At 58.1% G+C, this 22,597-nt stretch carries 22 protein-coding genes; 11 read left to right on the top strand and 11 right to left on the bottom strand.

What is annotated here, in order from left to right:
* Window positions 1-65 precede the first annotated feature (65 nt).
* Window positions 66-3,410 carry a methylmalonyl-CoA mutase family protein gene (locus tag EP166_RS15615; RefSeq protein WP_127558734.1) on the bottom strand — a complete coding sequence of 1,115 codons (3,345 nt, stop codon included), beginning with the start codon at window positions 3,408-3,410 and terminating at the stop codon, window positions 66-68.
* Between the two features lie 194 nt (window positions 3,411-3,604).
* Complete coding sequence (locus EP166_RS15610) at window positions 3,605-4,480, bottom strand: 3-hydroxybutyryl-CoA dehydrogenase (RefSeq protein WP_127558732.1); 876 nt, start codon at window positions 4,478-4,480, stop codon at window positions 3,605-3,607.
* Window positions 4,481-4,854: 374 nt separating this feature from the next.
* Between EP166_RS15610 and EP166_RS15605 the strand changes: the two genes are divergently transcribed.
* The gene (locus EP166_RS15605) at window positions 4,855-5,253 is read left to right on the top strand and encodes a MerR family transcriptional regulator (protein WP_127558730.1); all 399 of its coding nucleotides are present in this window, start codon (window positions 4,855-4,857) and stop codon (window positions 5,251-5,253) included.
* Between the two features lie 9 nt (window positions 5,254-5,262).
* Here EP166_RS15605 and EP166_RS15600 read toward each other — a convergent pair whose 3' ends face one another.
* Window positions 5,263-5,721 carry a MerR family transcriptional regulator gene (locus EP166_RS15600; RefSeq protein ID WP_127558728.1) on the bottom strand — a complete coding sequence of 153 codons (459 nt, stop codon included), beginning with the start codon at window positions 5,719-5,721 and terminating at the stop codon, window positions 5,263-5,265.
* Between the two features lie 88 nt (window positions 5,722-5,809).
* Here EP166_RS15600 and EP166_RS15595 point away from each other — a divergent pair, with 88 nt between their 5' ends.
* The 4 genes from EP166_RS15595 to EP166_RS15580 all read left to right on the top strand — a co-directional run bounded on the left by EP166_RS15595 (window position 5,810) and on the right by EP166_RS15580 (window position 9,236).
* Complete coding sequence (locus EP166_RS15595; RefSeq protein WP_127558726.1) at window positions 5,810-6,424, top strand: cation efflux transmembrane domain-containing protein; 615 nt, start codon at window positions 5,810-5,812, stop codon at window positions 6,422-6,424.
* Window positions 6,425-6,609: 185 nt separating this feature from the next.
* Window positions 6,610-7,017, top strand: coding sequence for a DUF1761 domain-containing protein (locus tag EP166_RS15590; protein ID WP_127558724.1), 408 nt, complete (start codon window positions 6,610-6,612; stop codon window positions 7,015-7,017).
* An 84-nt stretch (window positions 7,018-7,101) separates the two neighbouring features.
* Complete coding sequence (locus EP166_RS15585; RefSeq protein WP_127558722.1) at window positions 7,102-8,082, top strand: EamA family transporter; 981 nt, start codon at window positions 7,102-7,104, stop codon at window positions 8,080-8,082.
* On the top strand, window positions 8,082-9,236 hold the full coding sequence (locus EP166_RS15580) for an alpha-hydroxy acid oxidase (protein ID WP_127558720.1): 1,155 nt from the start codon (window positions 8,082-8,084) through the stop codon (window positions 9,234-9,236). The genes EP166_RS15585 and EP166_RS15580 overlap by 1 nt, the downstream gene beginning before the upstream one ends.
* On the opposite strand, the gene EP166_RS15575 is transcribed toward EP166_RS15580, so the two are convergent.
* The 7 genes from EP166_RS15575 to EP166_RS15545 form a co-directional block, all read right to left on the bottom strand.
* Window positions 9,233-9,991, bottom strand: coding sequence for a sulfite exporter TauE/SafE family protein (locus EP166_RS15575; protein WP_127558718.1), 759 nt, complete (start codon window positions 9,989-9,991; stop codon window positions 9,233-9,235). The two genes, EP166_RS15580 and EP166_RS15575, sit on opposite strands and share 4 nt — an antisense overlap.
* 49 nt (window positions 9,992-10,040) lie before the next feature.
* Complete coding sequence (locus EP166_RS15570) at window positions 10,041-10,571, bottom strand: isochorismatase family protein (RefSeq protein WP_127558716.1); 531 nt, start codon at window positions 10,569-10,571, stop codon at window positions 10,041-10,043.
* A gap of 106 nt (window positions 10,572-10,677) precedes the next feature.
* On the bottom strand, window positions 10,678-11,439 hold the full coding sequence (locus EP166_RS15565) for an SDR family oxidoreductase (RefSeq protein WP_220432599.1): 762 nt from the start codon (window positions 11,437-11,439) through the stop codon (window positions 10,678-10,680).
* Window positions 11,440-11,481: 42 nt separating this feature from the next.
* Window positions 11,482-12,156 (bottom strand): histidine phosphatase family protein, encoded by a 675-nt coding sequence (locus EP166_RS15560; protein WP_127558712.1) that lies wholly within the window; start codon window positions 12,154-12,156, stop codon window positions 11,482-11,484.
* Window positions 12,156-13,199, bottom strand: coding sequence for a phosphotransferase family protein (locus tag EP166_RS15555; protein WP_127558710.1), 1,044 nt, complete (start codon window positions 13,197-13,199; stop codon window positions 12,156-12,158). The genes EP166_RS15560 and EP166_RS15555 overlap by 1 nt, the downstream gene beginning before the upstream one ends.
* Window positions 13,196-14,029 carry an SDR family NAD(P)-dependent oxidoreductase gene (locus EP166_RS15550; RefSeq protein ID WP_127558708.1) on the bottom strand — a complete coding sequence of 278 codons (834 nt, stop codon included), beginning with the start codon at window positions 14,027-14,029 and terminating at the stop codon, window positions 13,196-13,198. Before EP166_RS15550 ends, EP166_RS15555 begins: the two co-directional genes overlap by 4 nt.
* On the bottom strand, window positions 14,029-15,291 hold the full coding sequence (locus EP166_RS15545) for an acyl-CoA dehydrogenase family protein (protein ID WP_425470048.1): 1,263 nt from the start codon (window positions 15,289-15,291) through the stop codon (window positions 14,029-14,031). The genes EP166_RS15550 and EP166_RS15545 overlap by 1 nt, the downstream gene beginning before the upstream one ends.
* Before the next feature lie 87 nt (window positions 15,292-15,378).
* Here EP166_RS15545 and EP166_RS15540 point away from each other — a divergent pair, with 87 nt between their 5' ends.
* From EP166_RS15540 to EP166_RS15515, 6 genes are all read left to right on the top strand, one after another.
* Window positions 15,379-16,293, top strand: a complete 915-nt coding sequence (locus EP166_RS15540; RefSeq protein ID WP_127558706.1) for a LysR family transcriptional regulator — start codon at window positions 15,379-15,381, stop codon at window positions 16,291-16,293.
* 197 nt (window positions 16,294-16,490) lie between these two features.
* Window positions 16,491-17,753, top strand: a complete 1,263-nt coding sequence (locus tag EP166_RS15535; RefSeq protein WP_246026314.1) for an aminotransferase class V-fold PLP-dependent enzyme — start codon at window positions 16,491-16,493, stop codon at window positions 17,751-17,753.
* Between the two features lie 21 nt (window positions 17,754-17,774).
* A complete protein-coding gene (locus EP166_RS15530) occupies window positions 17,775-18,212 on the top strand; it encodes a GNAT family acetyltransferase (RefSeq protein ID WP_127558704.1) in 438 nt (145 codons plus the stop codon).
* A 65-nt stretch (window positions 18,213-18,277) separates the two neighbouring features.
* Complete coding sequence (locus tag EP166_RS15525) at window positions 18,278-18,736, top strand: AAC(3)-I family aminoglycoside N-acetyltransferase (RefSeq protein ID WP_127558702.1); 459 nt, start codon at window positions 18,278-18,280, stop codon at window positions 18,734-18,736.
* Between the two features lie 165 nt (window positions 18,737-18,901).
* Window positions 18,902-19,969 carry a saccharopine dehydrogenase family protein gene (locus tag EP166_RS15520; RefSeq protein WP_127558700.1) on the top strand — a complete coding sequence of 356 codons (1,068 nt, stop codon included), beginning with the start codon at window positions 18,902-18,904 and terminating at the stop codon, window positions 19,967-19,969.
* 312 nt (window positions 19,970-20,281) lie between these two features.
* A complete protein-coding gene (locus EP166_RS15515; RefSeq protein ID WP_127558698.1) occupies window positions 20,282-21,871 on the top strand; it encodes an ABC-F family ATP-binding cassette domain-containing protein in 1,590 nt (529 codons plus the stop codon).
* Here the strand turns inward: EP166_RS15515 and EP166_RS15510 are convergent.
* On the bottom strand, window positions 21,862-22,587 hold the full coding sequence (locus tag EP166_RS15510; protein WP_127558696.1) for a DUF3299 domain-containing protein: 726 nt from the start codon (window positions 22,585-22,587) through the stop codon (window positions 21,862-21,864). The two genes, EP166_RS15515 and EP166_RS15510, sit on opposite strands and share 10 nt — an antisense overlap.
* Between the last annotated feature and the right edge of the window lie 10 nt (window positions 22,588-22,597).

The following is a 22,597-nucleotide window of genomic DNA, read 5'->3' as shown; positions in this document are numbered from 1 at the left end:
CGCTGCTAGTCTCTGTGGCAAAAGCCGAAACTTGAGTAGTTACTCGCAGGGGGCTCGATCTGTTACTACATATTTCTACGATATTCCCCGCCCACCTGATACAGCGCGTGGCTAATCTGCCCGAGGCTGGCGACTTTTACCGTGTCCATCAGCGTCGCAAACAAATTGCGCCGAGCCCGGGCGTCGTCGGCCAGGGTGGCGAGTGCGTCGACTACCTGGGCTTTGTGCTGGTGCTGGAAGCGGGCGACCTGTTCGATCTGTTGCTGTTTTTCCGTATCGGTTGAACGCATTAGCTCAATGGGGGCTTCTGCCTCTTTGTCTTTTTTCGACAAGAAGGTGTTCACGCCAATGATCGGCAGTTCACCGCTGTGCTTTTTGTGTTCATACAGCATCGATTCATCCTGAATCTTGCTGCGCTGGTACATTGTATCCATGGCGCCGAGTACGCCGCCGCGTTCACTCAGCCGCTCGAATTCCTCGTAGACGGCCGCCTCGACCAGGTCGGTCAGGTACTCCAGGGTAAAGGCGCCCTGCATCGGGTTTTCATTCTGGTTCAGGCCGAGTTCCTTATTGATGATGAGCTGAATCGCCACCGCGCGGCGCACGCTGTCTTCCGTTGGGGTGGTGATGGCCTCGTCGAACGCGTTGGTGTGCAGGCTGTTGCAGTTGTCGAACAAGGCATAGAGTGCCTGCAGGGTGGTGCGAATGTCATTGAACTGAATTTCCTGGGCGTGCAGTGAACGGCCTGAGGTTTGAATGTGGTATTTCAGCATTTGCGAGCGGGCATCGGCGCCATAGCGGTGCTTCATGGCCCGTGCCCAGATGCGTCGTGCGACCCGGCCGATGACGGCGTATTCCGGGTCCATGCCGTTGCTGAAAAAGAAACTCAGGTTAGGTGCGAAGGCGTTAATGTCCATGCCGCGCGCGCGGTAATATTCGACCAGGGTAAAGCCATTGGCCAGGGTAAAGGCGAGCTGAGTGATCGGGTTCGCCCCGGCTTCGGCAATGTGATAGCCGCTGACACTGACGCTGTAGAAATTGCGCACGTCCCGTTCGATAAACCAGGCCTGAACATCGCCCATTAAATGCAGGGCGAATTCCGTTGAAAAGATGCAGGTATTTTGTGCCTGGTCTTCTTTTAAAATATCCGCCTGCACCGTGCCGCGTACCTGGGTTAGGGTTTTGGCGGCAATGCGCTGGTAGGTTTCGGCATCGACCAGTTGGTCGCCGGTGACGCCGAGCAACCCCAGACCTAAACCGGAATGGCCTTCCGGCAGTTCCCCCTGGTAGCTGACTGGGGCATCGCCGAGAATGTTTTTGATGCGCTCTTTTGCCTGTTCCCATTCGCCGTTGTTGCGCAGGTGTTTTTCAACTTGCTGATCAATGGCGGTGTTCAGAAACATCGCCAGTATGATCGGCGCCGGGCCATTGATGGTCATCGAGACCGAGGTTGTCGGGGCGCATAAGTCAAATCCCGAGTAGAGTTTTTTCATATCGTCCAGCGTGGCGATCGAAACCCCGCTGTTGCCGACCTTGCCGTAAATATCCGGTCGCTCGGCCGGGTCTTCACCGTAAAGGGTGACCGAGTCGAACGCGGTCGACAGGCGTGCGGCGGGCTGGCCAAGCGACAAATAGTGGAAGCGACGATTGGTGCGTTCCGGCGGGCCTTCACCGGCGAACATCCGTGTCGGGTCTTCGCCGCTGCGCCGGTAGGGGTAAACCCCGGCGGTGTAGGGGAAGTGGCCGGGCAGGTTTTCCTGGCCGCTGAACCAGAGGCGCTCGCCCCAGTCCTGGCTGGTGTTGGCGCTGACTTTTGGTATTCGGTTGCCACTCAGGGTGTCGCGATAATTGTCGCCGGTAATGGCTTTGCCGCGTACCTGATACTCAAAGGTATCGGCGCGTACCGAATCCATCAACGCATCCCAGTCGAGCAGCGCCCGGCGGCATTCCGGCAGCAGTTGTTGCAGTGCTGAATTGTGCCGTTCGGCCAGTGCTTGCTGCGCGGGGTCGAGACCTTCGCTGGTTACTTCCGTCAGCGGGGTAATCTCATCAAGGCCGAGCAGGCGCAGGCTTTCATACAGGTGCTGAACCGTGCGTGCGCAGTCGGCCTGGTTCTGCAGTTGCTCACGCAGTGCTCGCCCCTGTTCGGCAATTTCCGCGAGGTAACGTTGCTGCGCACCGGGAATCAGGACATGGGCTTCCGGGTCACCCTCGGGCAATTCGGCCTGCCATTCCGTGCCGGTTGTCTCGCTGAGGCGACGGCACAGATGATTGAACACCCGGTTCACGCCGGGGTCGGAAAAGTGGCTGGCGATGCTCGCGAACACGGGCAGTTCACGATCACTGGATTCAAAATCGATGCGGTTGCGACGCCATTGCTTGCGCACATCACGCAGTGCATCGGCCGCGCCTTTGCCATCGAATTTGTTGATCACGATCCAGTCGGCCAGGTCGAGCATATCGATTTTTTCCAGCTGACTGGCGGCGCCGTAATCGGGTGTCATCACGTAGCCGGGCAGGTCGACCAGATCGACAATGGCGCTGTCGGACTGACCGATACCGGCGGTTTCGACAAACACCAGGTCAAAGCCCTGCTGACTCAATTCGGCAATGGCGTCCTGCAACACTTCACTGGTCGACAGGTGCTGGCGCCGCGTTGCCATGCTGCGAAAATAGACGTTGGGTAAACGCAGACTGTTGATGCGAATGCGGTCGCCGAGCAAGGCACCGCCGGTGCGTCGCCGGGTCGGGTCGATCGCCAGAACGGCAAAGCGTTTGTCGGGGAATTCGGTGGCAAAACGCAGCACCAGTTCATCGGTCAGGCTCGATTTTCCGGCGCCGCCGGTGCCGGTAAGGCCCAGTGTCGGTGCGCCTGTGTTTTTAGTGTCCGGCGTCTTGCGCCGGGCTTCGATGTCCGACAGCGCCCGCGCCTGAATCAGATCGGGGTGGGCGTCTTTCGGTAATGTGTTGGGCCGGGCATCGCGTGCGGCCTGAATCCGCGCCACGGCATCGTCGATCATGCCCGGCAAACCAAGTTTCATGCCGTCGTTCGGGTGATAAATCCGGGTAACGCCGTAGTCTTCGAGTTCAGCGATTTCTTCAGGCGTAATGGTCCCACCACCACCACCAATAATAGCCATGTATCCTGCACCGCTGGCTTTGAGCCGATCGACCAGATACCGAAAATACTCCATATGCCCGCCCTGATAAGAGCTGATTGCAATGCCATCGGCCTCTTCCTGCAAGGCGGCTTTGATCAGGTCATCAACACTGCGGTTGTGACCGAGATGAATCACCTCGCAGCCGCGATCCTGAATCAAACGGCGCATTACGTTGATGGCGGCGTCGTGGCCATCGAACAGGCTGGCGGCGGTGATGATGCGCAATGGTGCAGTGTTTTCGTGACTCATAAGGCGTTTTCCCAGCAGGTGTCTTTTTAGGCTATCACCCAAGTTTCGGAGTTCGCTCGGTAGACTAGCACCGGGTGCCGGGTAGGCCCCATGGATGGGTATACGCCGACCCCACAGAGGCCTACCCGGCACCCGGTGCGGGCCAAGGCCACTGAAGTGAACCGAACTCCGAAACTTGGGTGAAAGCGGCAACGTCAGTCGTAGCTGTAGAACCCGCGGCCACTCTTGCGGCCGGTATAGCCGGCATCGACCATTTGAACCAGCAGCGGGCAGGGCCGGTATTTCGGGTCTTTAAAACCGTCGTGCAAGACGTTCATGATGAACAGGCAGGTATCGAGCCCGATCATGTCGGCGAGTGTCAGTGGGCCCATCGGGTGGTTCATGCCCAGTGTCATCACCGAATCGATGGCCTCGGCCTCGGCGACGCCTTCGTATAAGGTGAAAATGGCTTCGTTGATCATCGGCATTAAAATGCGGTTCGACACAAAGCCCGGCGCGTCGCGCACTTCGATGGGGGTTTTACCCAGTCGTTCGCTGAGCGATTTGATGGCATTGAAGGTTGCATCTGAGGTTTGCAGCGCCCGGATCAGTTCCACCAGTTGCATCAGCGGTACCGGGTTCATGAAGTGCATACCCATAAAACGATCGGGCCGTGAGGTGGCGGCCGCCATGCGCGTGAGAGAGATGGCGCTGGTGTTGGAGGCAAACAGCGTTTCGGCCGGGCAGAGGGCATCGAGCTTGCGAAACAGGTCGATTTTCACCGTTTCGTTCTCGGTAATGGCCTCGACCACCAGGTCGCAACCGGCAAACACCTCAATGTCGGTATGGGTATGCAATCGGCCCAGGCTGGCTGAATGCTGGTCGGCGGTCAGTTTCCCCTTCTCTACGAACTTGCCCAGGCTGCGGTCGACGGCTTTTAAAGCGGTCTCAAGTTGGGCTTGCTGGTTATCGACGAGATGAACGGTATAGCCACTCTGGGCAAACACCTGGGCGATGCCATGGCCCATGGTACCGGCCCCCAGAACACCGATAGTGTGAAGTGAGTCCGTACTGAACGCGGTCGTCGTCATAGAGGGATCCTGTGGATGAGCTGTAATTTTTATTGATCCCGAGGCTAGTTTTCGTTTACGTTAACGTCAACTTGTAGCGAGCCATGTGTGATCAGGCGTGCGTAAACTCTGGCAAACAGTCTGGGCTAGGCGTTGTGGCATGAGCCCGTGCTGGATACCGGGCATGCTTCTCCGGGGTCGGGCGGGGTGCCGCCCACTCAACCCGTCCATGGGGCCTAGGCTTCGGCATCCATGCCTCAGACTTCCCCGGATAAGCACACCCGGTACCCGCACTTAATTGGTTGCCAATCAAAACTAGATGATCAGACCCCATTTTTTGTGGTATCCGTATTGTAGTGGTGACCTGTGATTTATTACCTGAAGACCCTGATCTCATGAATAAAGCGACACCCGAATTGCAAACCTTCAGCATCCGCGACCTGGCCGGTGAATTTGACGTGACCACTCGCACTATCCGATTTTACGAAGACAGAGGCCTGCTAACCCCCGAGCGCGATGGCCAGCGCCGCATCTATCACAAGCGCGACCGCGCTCGTCTGGTGCTTATATTGCGTGGCAAACGCCTGGGCTTCAGCCTGGATGAAATTCAGCAGCTGGTCACCGCCTATGAAACCCCCGAAGATGAAGTTCCGCAGTTGGAGCAGTATCTGAAAACCCTGACCGAACATCGGGAGACGCTGCTGCAACAAAAGGAGGATCTCGAGAAAACCTTGCAGGAGCTGGAACAGGCGGAGCGGGATTGTCGGGCGGCGCTGGCCAGAAAGCAGGGCTAGGCGCCCAATTTATGAGTGGTTCGCCAGAGGCTTTTCAGGGGTCATATCGTCGTGGTCGTGCAAGCACAACGCATGGTTTTCCAGCACTTCAATGACCCGGCAATGCGCCACCGTATTACCTTCACAAACCCCCACCATCCGGGATAATTCCTCCTCCAGTGCCTGCAGCCGGGCAATCCTCGAACGCACGGCTGTCAGTTGCTCTTCGGCAATGGCGTTGGCCTCATGGCAGGGCTCGTCGGCGTGGCGCGACAGGCGCAGCAGGGATTTGATGGCCTCGAGTGAGAAGCCGAGTTCCCGTGCATGGCGAATGAAGCGCAGCTGGTTCAGGTGAGCATCGCTGTAGCGTCGCTGGTTGCCTTCGGTTCGGTGTGGCGGCGCGACCAGACCTATACTTTCGTAATACCGCAGCGTCTGAACGGCGCAGTTCAGTCGTTTGGCCAACTGGCCGATGCTGTAATGTTGCATGTTTGGACACCCCCAAAAAAGTGCTTGAACCTACAATGATTGTAGCTAATAGACTGGGCTCTGTGTTGAACAATTGCGAGGAATCACCATGGGTCAGCAGTGTTGTGGAACCAATGACTTTGATGGCACTACCCGAGGGTACCGGCAAGCCTTGGTGGCCGTTATTGTCATCAACGCGGCCATGTTTGTGGTCGAAATTCTCGGTGGCGCCTGGGCGGGTTCGCAGGCGCTGAAAGCCGATGCGTTGGATTTTCTGGGCGATGCACTGACCTATGGACTGAGCCTGTGGGTGATTGGACGGTCACTGCAAACCCGGGCCAGTGCAGCCTTGTTAAAGGGCATTAGCCTGGCCCTGATGGGGGTTTGGGTGCTGGGCTCAACGATCTGGCAGGTTTGGATTCTGGGCGTTCCCAGCGCTGGCATCATGGGCGCTATCGGTGTGATGGCCCTGGCGGCCAATCTGGCCAGCGTTCTGATTCTGTTGCGGTACCGGGATGGCGATGCCAACGTTCGGTCCGTCTGGTTGTGCAGCCGCAATGATGCGATTGGCAATGTGGCGGTGATCGCCGCTGCGGTATTGGTGGCGTTCACTGCCAGCCCCTGGCCGGATCTGGTGGTGGCAGCGCTGATGGCCGGGCTCTTTTTGAAATCGAGCGTCAGTATTATTCGTCAGGCTAGGGGTGAGCTGCGTCAGGTGGCCTAATAAGACGTGTACGAAGGCGTTTCTGCGCAACGGCCGCTATGTTCAACGTTAGCTGCCTCTTGGAGGTGCCCTGGAATTGCTGCCGTTTTTATTCCCGGTCTGACGCGCTCGTTCTATACTCGATGAACAAGCCAGGGGCCTCCCGGATGTTGGCTTGCGACAAAAAATAGAATGGAGACAACGGAATGGACGTAGCAACCTTGAACATCTGGGCAATTCTGCTGGCATCACTCATCGGCTTCGCGGTCGGCGCTCTCTGGTATTCCCCCCTGTTGTTTGCCACTGTCTGGATGCGTGAAGCCGGACTGGACGAAGAAAAAATAAAATCGGCCAACATGCCCAAAATCTTTGGGCTGTCGTTTATTTTTTTGCTGATCATGGCCTATTGCCTGGCCATGTTTCTGAATACGCCCGAGATTAACGCTGGCACGGGTGCCCTTTATGGCTTCTTAACCGGCTTCGGCTGGTTGCTGTTTGCCTTTGGCGTAACCGGGCTGTTTGAGCAACGCAGTTGGCGCTATATTCTGATTCATGGTGGCTACTGGACGGTTGTCTTCACGCTGATGGGGCTGATTTTGGGCGCCTGGCGATAACGGCGTTTGCAACGCTCCGTGCAGATGCATTCAGGCGTCTGCCGGAGTAGACTCCGGGTTCATTTTGTAACCCGAATCTGAACCATGTCCACTGCCATAACTGCGCCGGGCGCTGCCCGCCAGAAATTAACCGGGCTGGGCTTTGCCCTGCTGTCTGCACTGGCTTTTGGTGGGGCGGGCGCCTTTGCCAAACCGCTGATGGTGGCAGGTATGTCACCGCTGCACGTGACCTGGCTGCGGCTGTTGGGTATGGTGCTGATTCTGTTGCCGGTCGCGTGGCATTATCGGCGTTTGTTGCGCACCCAGTGGCGTTTGCTGCTCGCTTATGGCGTGTTCCCCATTGCCGGTGTTCAGGCGCTTTATTTTGGCGCCGTCTCCCGTATTCCCGTTGCCATCGCTTTGCTGATTGAGTTCCTCGGACCGGTTCTTGTGCTGCTCTGGGTAAGCCTGGTGCGCCGCCAGCCTGTAGCCGGGTCAGCGATTCTGGGCGTTGCGCTGGCCGTGCTCGGCCTGGCGGGTTTGCTGGAAGTTTGGGAGGGTCTGGTACTCGATCCACTCGGTTTATTGCTCGCCGCGGGTGCTGCCGTCGGCCAGGCTTCCTTCTTCTTACTGTCTGACGCGGCACAGGACGATGTCGAACCGCTCGCCCTCATTTCCATCGGTGGCGTTGTGGCCTTTTTGTCCCTGTCACTGATTGCCCAGCCCTGGGCATTGCCCTGGTCGATTCTGGCGGGCGACATCACCATTGCTGGTATGCAAACCTCGGCGATGGTCTCGGTGGTGTGGTTGGGGTTGATTGCGACGGCATTGGCGTATGTAACCGGCGTTGCGGCCATTCGGCGGTTGTCGGCGCCGGTAGCAGGTGGCGTGGCCTATTTGGAAGTGGTAACGGCCATCGTGCTGGCCTGGTTGTTGTTGGGTGAGGCGTTGTCTGCCGTGCAATTGATGGGTGCTCTGGTGGTTATAGCGGGTGCTTTTCTTGCGCAGCGGGCGACACCGACTGAGAGTCCGCATCCGGAGATTACCCTGGAAGCAAGTGAAGCGTCTGCTAAGGAAGTGGTTTAATGGCAAAGCCCTGTGATGTTCTCGATTATCAGCGTCTGGCCCGTCGTCGGGTACCTCGTATGTTTTATGACTATGCCGATTCCGGATCCTGGTCTGAATCGACTTACCGGGCGAATGCGTCAGATTTTGACAAGCTGAAATTTCGTCAGCGCGTTGCCGTTGATATGAGTGATCGTAATCTCGAAACCACCATGGTTGGCCAAGCGGTGTCGATGCCATTGGCGTTGGCGCCGACGGGGTTAACCGGTTTGCAATGGGCTGATGGCGAGATTCATGCGGCCCGGGCGGCGGAGAAAGCCGGTGTGCCGTTTACGTTGTCGACGATGAGCATTTGTTCGATTGAGGATGTGGCTGCACATACCGCCAAGCCGTTCTGGTTTCAGCTGTATGTCATGCGTGACCGGGATTTTATTGGCCGGTTGATTGACCGTGCCAAAGCGGCCGGATGCAGCGCCCTGGTCGTGACGCTGGACCTGCAGATTCTGGGTCAGCGCCATAAAGATGTGCGCAATGGCCTCAGTGCGCCGCCGTCGTTTAGTGTGAACAGCCTGTTGCAGATTATGGCAAGGCCCGGCTGGGCGATGCGTATGCTGGGCACGAAGCGGCGTGGGTTTGGCAATGTGATTGGGCATGTTAAAGGCATCGAGAACATGACGTCATTGTCGGAATGGTCGGCCAAACAGCTGGACCCGAAACTGTCGTGGGATGACATCGCCTGGATCAAGGAGCGCTGGGGCGGGCCTATTATTCTGAAAGGCATTATGGACCCTGAAGACGCCAAACTGGCGGTAAAAACCGGTGCCGACGCTATTGTCGTGTCGAATCACGGTGGGCGCCAGCTTGATGGTGCACCCTCCACCATTGAAATGCTGCCAGCGATTCTGGATGCGGTCGGTGATGACATCGAAGTACATATAGATGGTGGTATCCACACCGGGCAAGCGATGCTGAAAGCGCTGTGTCTCGGGGCCAAATCCACCTACATTGGCCGACCGTTTTTATACGGCCTTGGCGCGGCCGGCGAAGCCGGTGTAAGTGATGTTCTGCGAATACTGAAGAACGAACTGGATGTCACTTTGGCGCTGTGCGGCGAACGTGATGTTCAGAGGATCGGGCGCCATAACCTCTATAACCCGGATGTCTTCTCGCGTTAACCAAAGATACCCAGGTACAGAAGTCGTGCGGCCATCAGGGTCAGTACGACTTTTAGAATCGGCTGCACTTGCTCGGCGGTAAAGCGTTCCAGAAAAATTCGCCCGGTCAGAGTGCCGAGGTAACCGGTGACCAGCATCAGGGCGATCATCAAATACCACTCAGTAAACACAAAGCCGAAAAAACCGAAGAACAAGACCTTTAGTAATTGTTGGCCACTGATCATGGCCGCCAGGGTGCCGACCAGGGCAGTCCTTTCTGCAAAGAGTGGTTTTATGGCGGCGAAGACGAGTGGGGCAACACCGCCGACGATCATGCTGATGAATGAGGTGAGAGCGCCAAGCATCGACATGAACTTCTTGCCGGAGGGTAATTTAATGGCCGGTAGCCAGGCGGTGTAGAGTATGAACATGCCCATGGCGATTTGCAGGCCCGCTGCGGGCATTTGGGTTGACGCGGCAGCGCCCACGACCGAGCCAATCAGGCTGCCGATGGAGAACCACAGCACCAGGTGCCAGTCGACGAAGCGAAACAGTGTCGTCAAACGCCCGATGTTGGACCCAAACTGCACCACCCCATGAATTGGAATGACGGCGCTGGTGGGCAGCAGGTTAGCCATGATGGCGAGCAGGGTGACCCCACCGCCAATGCCCAGAGCGGCGGTAATCGCCGAGGTGAGATAGCTGACAAACACCAGGCTCCAGAATGCCAGGGCGCTCAGCGAGTCGGGCATCCATTGAGTCAGTAGGGCAAGCATGCATTGACCATCCGGTAACGATCCGTCGTGCAGTCTATACCGGTTGGCGTTACTTTATGTGCGCCAGAGCGTTCCGGAATTGAGGGTGTTCTGACTCACCGAGCCATTCGAAGGCGACCATTTCGGTCGACACAATATCCGCCCCCTGCTGGCGTAACCGCCGTAAAGCCAAGTCCTTGTTGGCAGGCAGGCGCGAGCCGACGGCATCGGCCACCACCCAAACCCGGTAGCCCGCATCCAGCAACCCCATGGCCGTTTGCAATACGCAAATATGGGCCTCGCAGCCACCGATGATGACGTGAGTCCGGTGATCTTCCAACGCATTCAGCAGGCCGCCGTCGCAGGCGTCGAAGGTATGCTTGTGCAGCGTTTGTTGGCAGAGCCGATAGATTCGATTGTCATTGGGGCCGAGCTTGTCGGGCGTTTGCTCGGTCCCGATGACGGGCACATCCAGTAACCCGGCGATGGTAGCCAGGGTAAGGGCTCGCCCGACGACCGCTTCACCATCGCTGATCGCAGGCAAGAGTCTGCCCTGAAAATCGACCAGGACCAGTGTGGATTTGGCGGCTGACATGAGCATTGGGTGTCCCTCGGGCGTTTGTCTCCATAGTAAAGTCGGTTTTCTTCATAGGGCAATAACGCCTGTTAAAAATACCTGGGAAATCACTGCCCGGGTGTTTCTGTAGTCACACCAGCAAATACCCGCCATCCACATTGACGACACTGCCGGTGGTGTAGCTGCTGGCATCGCTGGCCCAATACACCACCTGGCCGGTCATTTCGTCCGGCTCGGCGGCGCGGCGCATCGGGATGTGTGGCATCACCTGTTTCATCATGTCCGGGTTGTCGGTAATGGCGCTGGCGAACTTGGTTTTGGTCAGGCCGGGCAGTAAGCAGTTAACGCGAATGTTGTGGCGGGCCCACTCTTTGGCGTGGGCTTTGGTCATGGCGATAACGGCCGATTTGGTGATTGAATACACGCCTTGAAAATCACCCGGGATCACACCGTTCACAGAGGCAATGTTGATGATGCTGCCACCGGTTTTCTTCATAGACTGGCCGACCAGGTTGGTCATGTAAAAATAACCGCGAATGTTGACTTCCAGGGTTTTATTGAAGGCATCGAGCGGCGTTTGGTCGATGGGCCCGAAGTAGGGGTTGGCGGCGGCGTTGTTCACCAGAATGTCTATTTTCCCGTGCCGCTCCAGCAGGGTTTGAACCGTCATTTCCATGGCGTGCAAGTCGCCGATGTGGCACGCCGCAGCTTCACCGTTTCCGCCTTTGGCTTTTATTGCGTCAACCACTTCGGCGCAGGCTTCGGCCTTGCGGCTGGTGACAATGACATAGGCACCCTGGTCGGCCAGTGCATGGGCAATGGCGGCACCGATGCCTTTGCTGGCGCCGGTGATCAGGGCTATTTTTCCGGTTAAATCAAAAGGGTTGGTCATGGTCACTCCGTTTTCTGTGAGCGTGTGTCGGTTTGATGGCCATTAATGAAACGTCAGCCAGTCGGGTTGGTCGACAAAGTGCTGGGTTTGGTTCATGCCCTGCAAGCGCCATTGGCCCCGGTGCGATACCAGCGTGGTAACAGAGGCATTGTGCAACCCCAGGTTAATGCGCATGGCTGCCGCGGCATCCAGTTTCAGTGCCTGGCAAACCAGCGCAGATATCACGCCGCCCGAGGTAAATACCCAATGTGTTTTATCGTCATCCAGTGTCGACAGCCCAGCGGCGGTTCGGCTGTTAAAGTCGGCCCAGCTTTCGGTGTAGGGGGCGTCGGTGCCGGCATCGACCCAGCGTTCGAGGGCGCCGCGAAACACCGATAAAAACGCTCGTCCGGGATGGTCTTCGCGGCCAAGGTCTCGTTGCATTTGGGCCGGGTCCTGCCAGTCGGGGCGATGCTGGCGAACGATGTCGAGAAAGTCGAATTCGTTCCAGCGGGCATCGGCGGTCGCGGCCTCCTGGGCAACGATCTGTTCGCCAAAAGCCAACTCGCTCTGGCGCTGACGCACCAGGGTGCCGCTGTGGCGCAACGCCGGTTGCCAGTAGGGCCGGTAGAAGTTGGCCAGGTGCTGAATCTGCAATCGGCCCAGGCTGCTGAGTGAATCGTAGTCGAGCACATCGCGCGAAGCCTGGCCGTGTCTTACTAGATAAACAGTGGCCATTAGTCAGTCAGCTCATGGCAGCGTTGGTGCAGGTGGGCGACCACGGTGCCGAAACCGGCAAAGCGTTTGTCCTGGGTTTGGCCGTGATAAAACCGCGCGTAAATCTGCTGCAGTATGCCGGCCAGACGAAACAGGCCGAAGACGGAGTAAAACCGAAAATCGACAGGCGTCAGCCCGCGTGCGTCAAAGTATGCAGCGACCAGTTCTTCGCGCGTCAACATGCCGGGCAAATGAGTGGGCTGGGGGCGAATGGCCAGCATGGCGGGGTGGTCACCGGCTTCAACCCAATAGGCCAGGGCGGTGCCGAGATCCATCAGCGGGTCGCCGAGGGTAGCCAGCTCCCAGTCGAGTACGCCGCGCACCTGGAAATCACTGGGGTCGAGTACCAGGTTGTCGAACCGGTAGTCGTTGTGAATCAGGCAGGCGGGTTGTTCTTTGGGCTGATGCTGTGCAAGCCATAAACCGACATCGTCGAAGGCAGGCACATCGGGGGTGTGGGCGCGGGCCAGTCGTTCGGTCCAGCTGGTTACCTGGCGTTTAATGTACCCCTCGCCTTTGCCGAGCGCCGACAACCCGGTCTCGCTGACATCAATGCGGTGCAACTCGGCGAGGCCGTTAATGAACACCTGGCAGAGGCGGCGGCACTGGTCAGCCGAGAGGTCGGTGGGCGGTGTTCGCCGCAATATCAAACCGGGAATGGCTCGCATCACATAATAATCGCAACCGAGTAAAGGCGAGTCGGTCACAATGAGGCGTACGGACGGGGCTTTCGGGTAGTGCGGGTGCAGTGCCTGCATCAGCTCGGCTTCGCGCACCATATTGTGCGCGCCTTTTGGCAAAGGGCCGTGCGGTGGCCGGCGCAGAATCAACACCTGGTCCGGATACGCCAGTCGATAGGTAAGGTTTGAGGCGCCCCCGGGAAACTGGGTTACCTCGGGTGTGCCGGTGAGGTCAGGCAGATGCGTTTTCAGTTCCCGGTCCAGCGCCGCAACATCCAGCGTCTCGCCCTGGCGCATGGCAATGGTGGGGTCCGTCAGGCTCATTGCGGGGCTCCTGTATCGGGGCGGGCTTTGGCCGGTGCCGGTTGCTGGCTCATCATCACCGCATGCAAGGCGCGGTAGGAGAGCCGTTTCAGATACCAAAGCCAGCGTTCGCGTGCATGAGGCAAGACCATAAACTGACCACGATCCGCTGCACCGACGATGCTCTGCGCCACCTGGTCAGCACTGAGCTTTCCGTTGGCCATCAGTTTTTCAACCGATGCCCTGGCTTTGCTTTCCTGCGGGGGAATGCTGTCGGTCAGCCGGGTTTTAAAGAAGGCCGGGCAGGCGACCGTTACGCCGATGCCGCCGGGTTGCAATTCTTTATGCAACGTTTCCGATAGCGACACCAGCGCCGCTTTGCTCGCACTGTAGGCTGACATGTGGCTGGCCGATAACAAACCGGCCATTGAAGCAACATTCACAACCCGCGCGCGCCGAGCTGCCGCCAGGAGCGGCAGCAGCAACCGGGTGAGCCGGGCCGGTGCGAAGACATTAATACCGAAAACGGCCTCCCAGTTGGCATCGGTCTGTTGCTTCAGGGTGCCGATGCTGCCGGCAATACCGGCGTTGTTGTAAAGACGGGAAACTGAAGCGGTGACCGACTTAATGTGGCTTGCCAGGGTTTCACACTCTGCTACCTGAGTCAGGTCACAGGCAAAAAAGTGAACGTTACCAGCCAGAGCGTCGGCACTGGCCTTGCCCTGTTCGGCATCCCGGTCCACCAGAACAACGCGGTCACCCCGGGCGACGTGAACTTTGGCCAGCGCGAACCCCAGGCCGTTGGCGCCACCGGTAATGACTACGGTATCGGGCGTTTTGGACGTCGGCATCAGTGCTTGTCTCCGTAACGTTTCAGTTCGAGTTTGGCGATGGTGGCGCGGTGCACTTCATCCGGCCCGTCGGCGAGGCGCAGCACCCGACCACCCGCCCAGAATTCGGCCAGTGGCAGGGCATCGTCAACCCCCGCGCCACCGTGCATCTGAATGGCATCATCGGCAACCTGTTGCATCAGGTTAGCGGCAACCACCTTTATTTGTGCAACTTCCGACAAGGCACTGCGCACACCTTCGCGATCAATCAGCTTGGCCGTATGCAGGCACAGCAGGCGCGCCTGGTTAATGGCGATGCGGTGATTGGCAATTCGCTCCCGGTTACCGCCGAGGTCGACCAGCGGCTTGCCAAAGGCGGTGCGTGACAGACCGCGCTCGATCATCAGTTGTAGCAGGCGTTCCGCCGCGCCAATGGCGCGCATGGCGTGGTGAATACGCCCGGGCCCGAGCCGACCCTGGGCAATTTCAAAACCACGGCCCGCTCCGGCAATCAGAGCCGACGCTGGCAAGCGGACGTTATCGAACCGCACCACGCCATGGCCGTAAGGCTTGTGCTCGTTACCAAACACGCTCAACAACCGCTCGACCGTGACACCAGGGGCATGGCGAGGCACCAGTACCATTGAATGCTGCTGGTGGCGCGGTGCCGTCGTGCTGCTGCGGCCCATAAAAATCAGCACCTCGCAATTCGGGTGGCCGGCCCCGGTACTCCACCATTTGGTGCCGTTGAGCACGACTTCGTCGCCCTCGACCACAGCAGTCGCTTCCATGTTGGTGGCATCTGACGACGCTACCTCTGGCTCGGTCATACAGAACGCGGACCGAATCTCGCCCCTGAGCAGGGGCGTTAGCCATTGCTGTTGCTGGGCGGCACTGCCGTAGTGCAGCAGTACTTCCATATTGCCGGTATCCGGCGCGTTGCAATTGAACACCTCGGGCGCCAGCAGGCAGCGGCCCATGGCTTCGGCCATAAAGGCGTATTCGTAGTTACTGAACCCCCGGGTTGGCACGCCCCGGACCTCGGGTAAGTGTTGAGTGTCTGGCGGTAAAAAGAGGTTCCACACACCGGCCTCGCGATTGCGGGTTTTCAAGGCCTCGATCTCGGGCATCAGCTCCCATCCCCGGCCCGGGTTTTTCATTGCTTCAGAAAAGGCGCCTTCAAGCGGAATGATGTCTTTTTCAACGCATGTGGCTACGCGCGCAAGAAAGTCTTCGGCGTGTTCGGACAGGTCGTACACCATGGGCGATCTCAACAGGGGCAAAAAGTCTCGTTGCAGTCTAGCCAATGGCAACGTATAAAAAGAATGAATTCTATTAATCAAGCATTATTAGATAGATGAATACTAAACATGAATCTCGATAAGCTGGATCTGAATCTTCTGGTCGTCATGCGTGTGCTCGACGAATGCCGCTCCACGACTAAGGCTGCCGAGCGATTGCACGTGTCGCAGCCGGCGGTCAGCCATGCCCTGAAGCGGCTTCGTCAACATTTCGATGACCCGGTGTTCGAACGTCGGGGTCGAACGCTGGTGCCTACCGCGCAAACTCAGCGTTTGCTGGCCGAGATCGCCGGTCCCTGGCGCCAGTTGCACAAAGCCCTGACCGGGTTGGACCGGTTTGAGCCGCAAACCAGTGAGCAGTCATTTGTGATTGGTTTGAACAACGCTTTCGAAAACGTGATGCTGCCTGCACTCATGGCTCGTGTGGCTGAGCAGGCGCCCTCGGTGCGTATGGCCGGGCAGGCGGTTTCGCGGTCTGCTCTGGTTGAAGAGCTGGTGAATGCTAATCTGGATCTGGCGATTGATGCCTCGGTGCACGTGAGCGATCAGATTGTGCAACAAGCCCTATTGGCGTCCGATTATGTGGTCATGGGCCGGCCCGGTCATCCGGCGCTGATGTCAGATATCTCTGTTGAGAGGTACCTTGCCAGTAGTCACGTACTGGTTTCACGGCGCACCGATGGTCCCGGCCTGGAAGACGACTGGCTGCACCGGCACGGCCATCGGCGTGTGCCAGCCGTTCGGTGCCAAAGCCTGTGGACGGCCTGCCAGGTGGTGGCCACTACCGACTGTCTGCTTACGGTACCGCGCCTGTTTCTGCAACAAGCGCTGCAAATTCAGCCCTTTTCCATCACGCCTTTTCCACTGCCGGGACTGCAGCTGTCGGTGTATCTTTACTGGCATCGTTCGCGTGACTCTGACCCGGCGAGTCGTTGGTTGCGCGCTGAAGTTGTGCACAGCTTGTCGGGTTTGACGAACGCGTAAGCGAGGGTTATTTCGGCCATTTCGATCGCGAAGTCCGAACCTCAAGCGCCATTGGGGTAGCCTGAGAACCTCGATCAAACAGAGCACCAGCACGGCCGTAAGAAGCGAACGAAAAGTGGTCCTTCCTATCCTGCCACCCGGTTTTTTCATCGTGCTGGATTCTCACAGGTGTCCCGACTTATAGTGGAGTTCATAGGATGTCTTTAATCGGCTATGCAGGTGAATCAATGGCGGGACTGGATCTCGATTTTGTACGCGCGCAATTTCCGGCATTCAGCGAACCCTCTCTCGCTGACCAGCCCTTTTTCGACAACGCTGGCGGCTCCTACGCCTGTCAGCAAGTCATCGACCGGTTGACCGCGTACTATCACCAGAACAAAGTTCAGCCATATCATTTACACCCGGTGGCACAGCAAGCCGGTGCGCTGATGGATCAGTCCCATCAGCGCTTTGCCGACTACCTGAACGTAACGGCCGATGAAGTGCATTTTGGTCCGTCCACGTCGCAAAATACCTATGTGTTGGCTCAGGCGTTTGCGCGCTGGTTGAAACCGGGCGATGAAGTGATAGTGACCAATCAGGATCATGAGGCCAACAGTGGCGTATGGCGCCGACTTGAGCGCAGCGGGGTTGTCATCCGGGAGTGGCAGGTTAAGCCAGAGACCGGTGAATTGGATATCGGTGATCTCGAGTCACTGATTACCGATAAAACCAAACTGATGGCCTTTCCGCATTGTTCCAATATCGTGGCGCACATTAACCCGGTTGCTGACATCTGTGCGAAGGCGAAACAGGCGGGTGTCATCACCATCGTAGATGGTGTGTCCTATGCCGGTCATGGTTTGCCGGATGTTGATGAACTGGGCGCGGACATTTACCTGTTCTCACTCTACAAAACCTATGGCCCGCATCAGGGTGTGATGGTGGTTCGCCAGGCGCTTGCCGACACGCTAGGCAACCAGGCGCACTATTTTAACGAAGCCTACCCACACAAATGGTTTGTACCGGCCGGGCCGGACCACGCTCAGGTAGCGGCGGCACAGGGGGTGCTGGATTATTTTGATACACTCCATGCGCATCATTTTACCGCAACGACCAAACCGTCCGCCAAAGCGCATCAGCTGCAATCGTTATTTTATGCCGCCGAACAACCCTTGCTGGCTCAGCTGCTGGGGTTTATAAACGACCATCCAACATTGCGTCTTGTCGGCCCTGCCGATGCCCGTCAGCGCGCAGCGACGGTATCGTTGCTTCACCAACAACACAGCCCTCAGGTGTTGGCGCAATCGCTGGTCGATCAGGGCATTCAATGCGGGGCGGCGCACTTTTATGCCGTGCGGTTGTTGGAGGCCATGGGCATTGACCCGACGACCGGCGTGCTGCGGTTGTCGTTCGTCCACTACACCAGCCAGACGGAGATGGACCAGTTGCTGCAGGCACTGGACATGGCCAGCCAATAACACAATAGGAGAGGAACACCGTTGAATGCTCCCCCGTGTCACATAAGACCTTACCAGGAATCAGACCGCACTGCGGTGGTTGAGCTGTGGAATACCACCGGGCTGACCAAGCCTCATAACGACCCGCACAAAGACATCGACCGAAAGTTAAAGGTTAACCCGGAACTGTTTCTGGTCGGCGAAGTAGAGGGCGCTCTGGTCGCCACGGCAATGGCCGGTTATGAGGGGCATCGCGGCTGGGTTAATTACTTGGCGGTCCAACCGGGCTATCAGGGCTACGGCTATGGCCGGCACTTGATGCAGCAGGTGGAAACGTTGCTCAAAGACAGAGGGTGCCCTAAGGTCAATTTGCAAGTCCGCTCCTCCAATGAGGATGTTATCGCGTTTTACCAGGCGCTGGGCTATGGTGTTGATCCGGCGGTGAGTCTGGGCAAACGCTTGATTCCTGATACCCGCTAAGCTCGGTTTGCGCGGGTAACCGGCCTACCAGTTTTAAGATCCGCTTACTGGGAGTGGGTGCCTTCATGAAAGCGACTATACAGCAGTTAACCCCCGCCGACCTGCCACTGCTGAACACCTTGATGCAGGTGTTTGGTAAGGCCTTTGATGACTTGCCGACCTACACCGGGAAGCCACCGGCTCCGGAGTATCAGCAAAAGCTGCTGGGCAATGAGGCGTTTATTGCACTGGTGGCGGTGGAACCAAACGGCACGGTTGTCGGTGGCCTGGCGGCTTACGAATTGCCCAAGTTTGAGCAGGCGCGCAGTGAAATCTATTTATACGACTTGGCGGTATTGGCTGAATACCGGCGCAAAGGAGTAGCGACCTCCCTGATCAATACCTTGCGGCGTATCGCGGCCGACCGGGGCGCTTATGTGGTCTTTGTTCAGGCCGACACCGGTATTGAAGATGCCGCCGCCATTGCCTTGTATTCGAAGCTGGGCCAGCGGGAAGATGTCCTGCATTTTGATATTTCCGTCTAGAGAAGCTCCTCAGCGTTACTGCGCTGCTAATTCCCGGCTGCTTTTCGCCATTCTTGAATTCAATTCACCAACCCCAAGGCTTTGGTCTACCAAACCAACATCCTGCAGCCCGATGGGCTAGGCTGTGGGATGGCAGACACTTATCAGGCTCTGGAGGGAGTAAGCATGGAAAAGAACTGGATGATTTACGGTGCCTACGGCTACAGCGGTGAATTGATTGCCCGTGAAGCCGTTGCCCGTGGTTTGAAACCCATGCTGGCCGGTCGCAATGAAGACAAGTTGCGCACCCTGGCCCACGAACTCAAGTTGGGGTTTCGGGTATTTGACTTGTCCGATTCGACCGCTGTGAAACGCGAGCTGGAAGACATGACTCTGGTGCTGCATTGTGCCGGCCCGTTTTCCGCGACCAGTGCACCCATGCTGGAAGGGTGTCTGGCGAGCAAGGCGCACTACTTCGACATTACCGGTGAGATGGACGTGTTTGAGCACGCCCACAGCGCGCGCATGAATGAACGCGCCCGGGAGGCCGGCATTCTTGTCTGCCCGGGTGTGGGATTTGATGTGGTACCGACCGATTGCCTGGCCGCCCAGCTCAAGCAAGCTCTGCCTGACATGACCGAACTCGATCTGGCCTTCAAGGCCGGTGGCCCGATGAGCCCGGGTACCGCCAAAACCTCGGTGGAAGGCATGGCAGGCCTTAGCCGGATTCGCCACAACGGGCGCATTGTGGAAACCCCACTGAAAACACGCCGGCTCGATATGGGCCAGGGCGAACGCACGGCCGTCAGCATTCCCTGGGGCGATGTCAGCACGGCTTATCACAGCACCGGTGTGGAAAACGTTGTGGTGTATGTCCCGGTGGCTGATCGAACGGTGAAGCGGATGAAGCGGTTGCAATCATTGCGCTGGTTGATGGGTCAGCCCTGGGTGCAGTCGTTCATGAAACGTCGCATCGAAAAGAACGTACCTGGCCCAACCGCCGACCAACGTGCCAGAAGCCGGACCTACCTCTGGGGTGAAGCGCGCAATGCAACGGGCAACACAGTGGTCGGCCGGTTTAAAACGCCCAATGGCTATGACCTGACCATCACCGCACCGCTGGCGATCGTAACAGCGGTGCTGGAACAAGCGGTTACCGGGGCAGGCAGCACAACACCCTCGCAGTTGATGGGGCCGGATTTTGTCTGGTCACTGCCGGGCGTCACCCCGCTGGAACTGACCCGCCAGGGTTGAAAAAACACCGAACCTCGAGTAACTTGCCAAGGCGCCGTGCAGCAGAGTCGTGCGGCGCGTGTCTTTCCATTCTATAAAGCGAGCCTTAAGCCAATGAAGTGAACCTGTCTCCAACGGATGTACTCGATAGTCGAGTTGCAGCCAGCCTGTCGATGAGCTGAGTGACTGAGCTGATTGATCGGTATGGCCTACGTTGAATTGATGGACAGGTGACGTTCTGAAGTAGCTGGCGTGTTTAGGCGCTGTATTTCCTTTCCCTGGCGGTGAGTCCGCATTGCATGTCACCGGTCCCGTGCCCTCGGGAGGGTTTCTGTGTCCGATCCAATCTGTTTTTTTAATCAACTGACGCTGCAATGGAGCCATGAGCCTTTGTGGTCCGGGTTAAGCTCGTCGTTACCAGCGGGCGTTACCGCCTTGGTAGGGCCTAACGGGCATGGCAAATCGGCCTTGCTGGAGGTTCTGGCCGGGCGGTATTTGCCAACTCATGGCCAGGTGACCTGGTCGGTCCCGTTTTACTACCAAACCCAGCTGGACCCGCTGACCGGGCCTCGGGTGGCCGACGCACTGGGTGTCGCCTCCCTGTTTGACGCCTTTAGCCGGCTGGAACAAGGCGATGCCGAGCCCAGTGATCTGGAACGCGTGGCCGACCACTGGCACCGGCCTGCCGAATGGGCCAAACAACTGACAGACGCCGGGCTTGAGCCAGACCTGGGGCTGCCGGTTGAGGCGCTGAGCGGTGGCCAGCGTACCCGTCTGGCCCTGTGTCGGGCGCTGATGCAGACCGGCCATTACCTGCTGCTGGATGAGCCCAGCAACCATCTGGACAGTGCCGGGCGGCACTGGCTGCAACAGGCCCTGGCGCGGCACCCGGGCGGTGCACTGGTGGTCAGCCACGACCGAACCCTGTTGCGCGGGGTTGACCGAATTCTGGAACTGCGCAATGGTCAACTGGTGGAGTATGGCGGCGGGTTCGACTTGTACCAGGCGCAACGCGACGCACAGCTTGCGGCGCAAGAGCAACGGTTGGATCACCTGACCGGCCAGCAACGAAGGCTGCAGCAACAACAGCAGGCTACGCTCGAGAAAGCGGCCAGCCGACGTCAGCAAGGCATGCAGGAACGTCGTTCTCACTCTCAGGGCAAGCTGTTACTGGGGCTGCGTAAAAACCGTTCGGAACAGACGCAGGCGCGTCTGAGCCAGCAGCAAACCCAGCGTCGCGACGCCCTGAACGAGGACCGCCAGACGGCTCAGGCCGAGCTTGAGCAATTGCGAACCCAGCGGCTGACGATTACCCAGCCGAAAGTAACCGGCGCCGTGCAGGTTCACCTGGCGAATCTGCGTTTGCCGTTTGTGAGGCAGCCGGCGCTCTCCTGGACGGTACACGGTGGTGACCGCTGGCGGGTGACGGGCGCGAATGGCTGCGGCAAGTCGCTGTTGCTGAAATGCCTTGCGGAGTGGATTGAGCCACTGGCTGGCGAGCGAGAGGTCCGCGGTTCGGTCCGATACCTCGATCAGCATTTCTCCGGGCTGGATCCGTCTGCGTCGGCGCTTGAAAACCTGCAACGCGACCAGCCCGAACGCCCCGCATCCGAGTTACGTACCCAATTGGCCAGCGTGCGCTTGCGCGGCGACCAGGCGTTGCAGCCCGTCGCATCGCTCAGTGGTGGTGAACGGTTAAAGGTTGCGTTGCTGTCGATATTGAGCCACCAGACGCCGGTTGACATCCTGCTGCTGGATGAACCGGACAATCACCTGGACCTCGATTCAAAAGCTCTGTTGGAGCAGGCGCTGCTGGATTATGGTGGAACTCTGGTCATAGTGACTCACGACGATGCCTTCGCCGAGGCGCTCGCACTGGGTCATGAGTTGAAGCTGGGTGAGCCGGGTAGGGCTCACTCGTAGGGCGAGATTGAGGCGACATTTAACCGATAGCCGGCGGTTCCAATGTCAGTATCGGTTTTTATGACGTCGATGGTGCCTTTGGCCCAGTAAGGTTCGAATAGGTTGTCGAACGCCACGGGTTCATCGAGCACCACGTGAACGATCTGATTGGCCGGCGGTGGCGGCGTATGAATGCAGGCGCCGTAGTAGGGCACCAGGAAGAATTCACGGACTTCATCGGCGGCCATTTCGAGCGGGACCAGAAAGCCCGGAATGCGTGCTTCAATACCGTCGAGTGCCTCGACCATGGGGACATCGGCCATGACCGATTGCAGATCGGAATACAGGCGCTGGGCCTCCGGGTCTTCATCCGTCAGGTCGTAAATTTCGTAACTGTCGAGATCGATCTTTTCACGCAGGGTGTTGAAATCGAAATCGGCGGGGAGCAGATCGTCCCAGCTCAGTTCCTGAAACGCCAGGTCGTCATCCGGGGCCACTGACATCGGGGCGACTTCCGAGCCTTCGGGCGGCTCAAGGGTTTGTTCTTCTTCAGACAGTGACAGGCCAGGTGAGTCGGCTGCGTTTTCAGCCACCACAGGTTCGGCTGGGCGATTGGCGATCTCGGCCACGCTGGCGTCTTCTTCGGTCTGGCAGGCGACCAATAAAAAGGCCGCAGCAACAGTGAAGGTGGCAATCCGTGTGTGATGCGACAAACGGCGGGTAAGGTGCGACAACATGATGGCCCTG

This window comes from Saccharospirillum alexandrii (genome assembly GCF_004000275.1).
In the GTDB taxonomy this organism is placed as follows: domain Bacteria; phylum Pseudomonadota; class Gammaproteobacteria; order Pseudomonadales; family Natronospirillaceae; genus Saccharospirillum; species Saccharospirillum alexandrii.
Note: the sequence above shows the minus strand (reverse complement) of the source record. Positions and strands in the feature narration are given on the sequence as shown.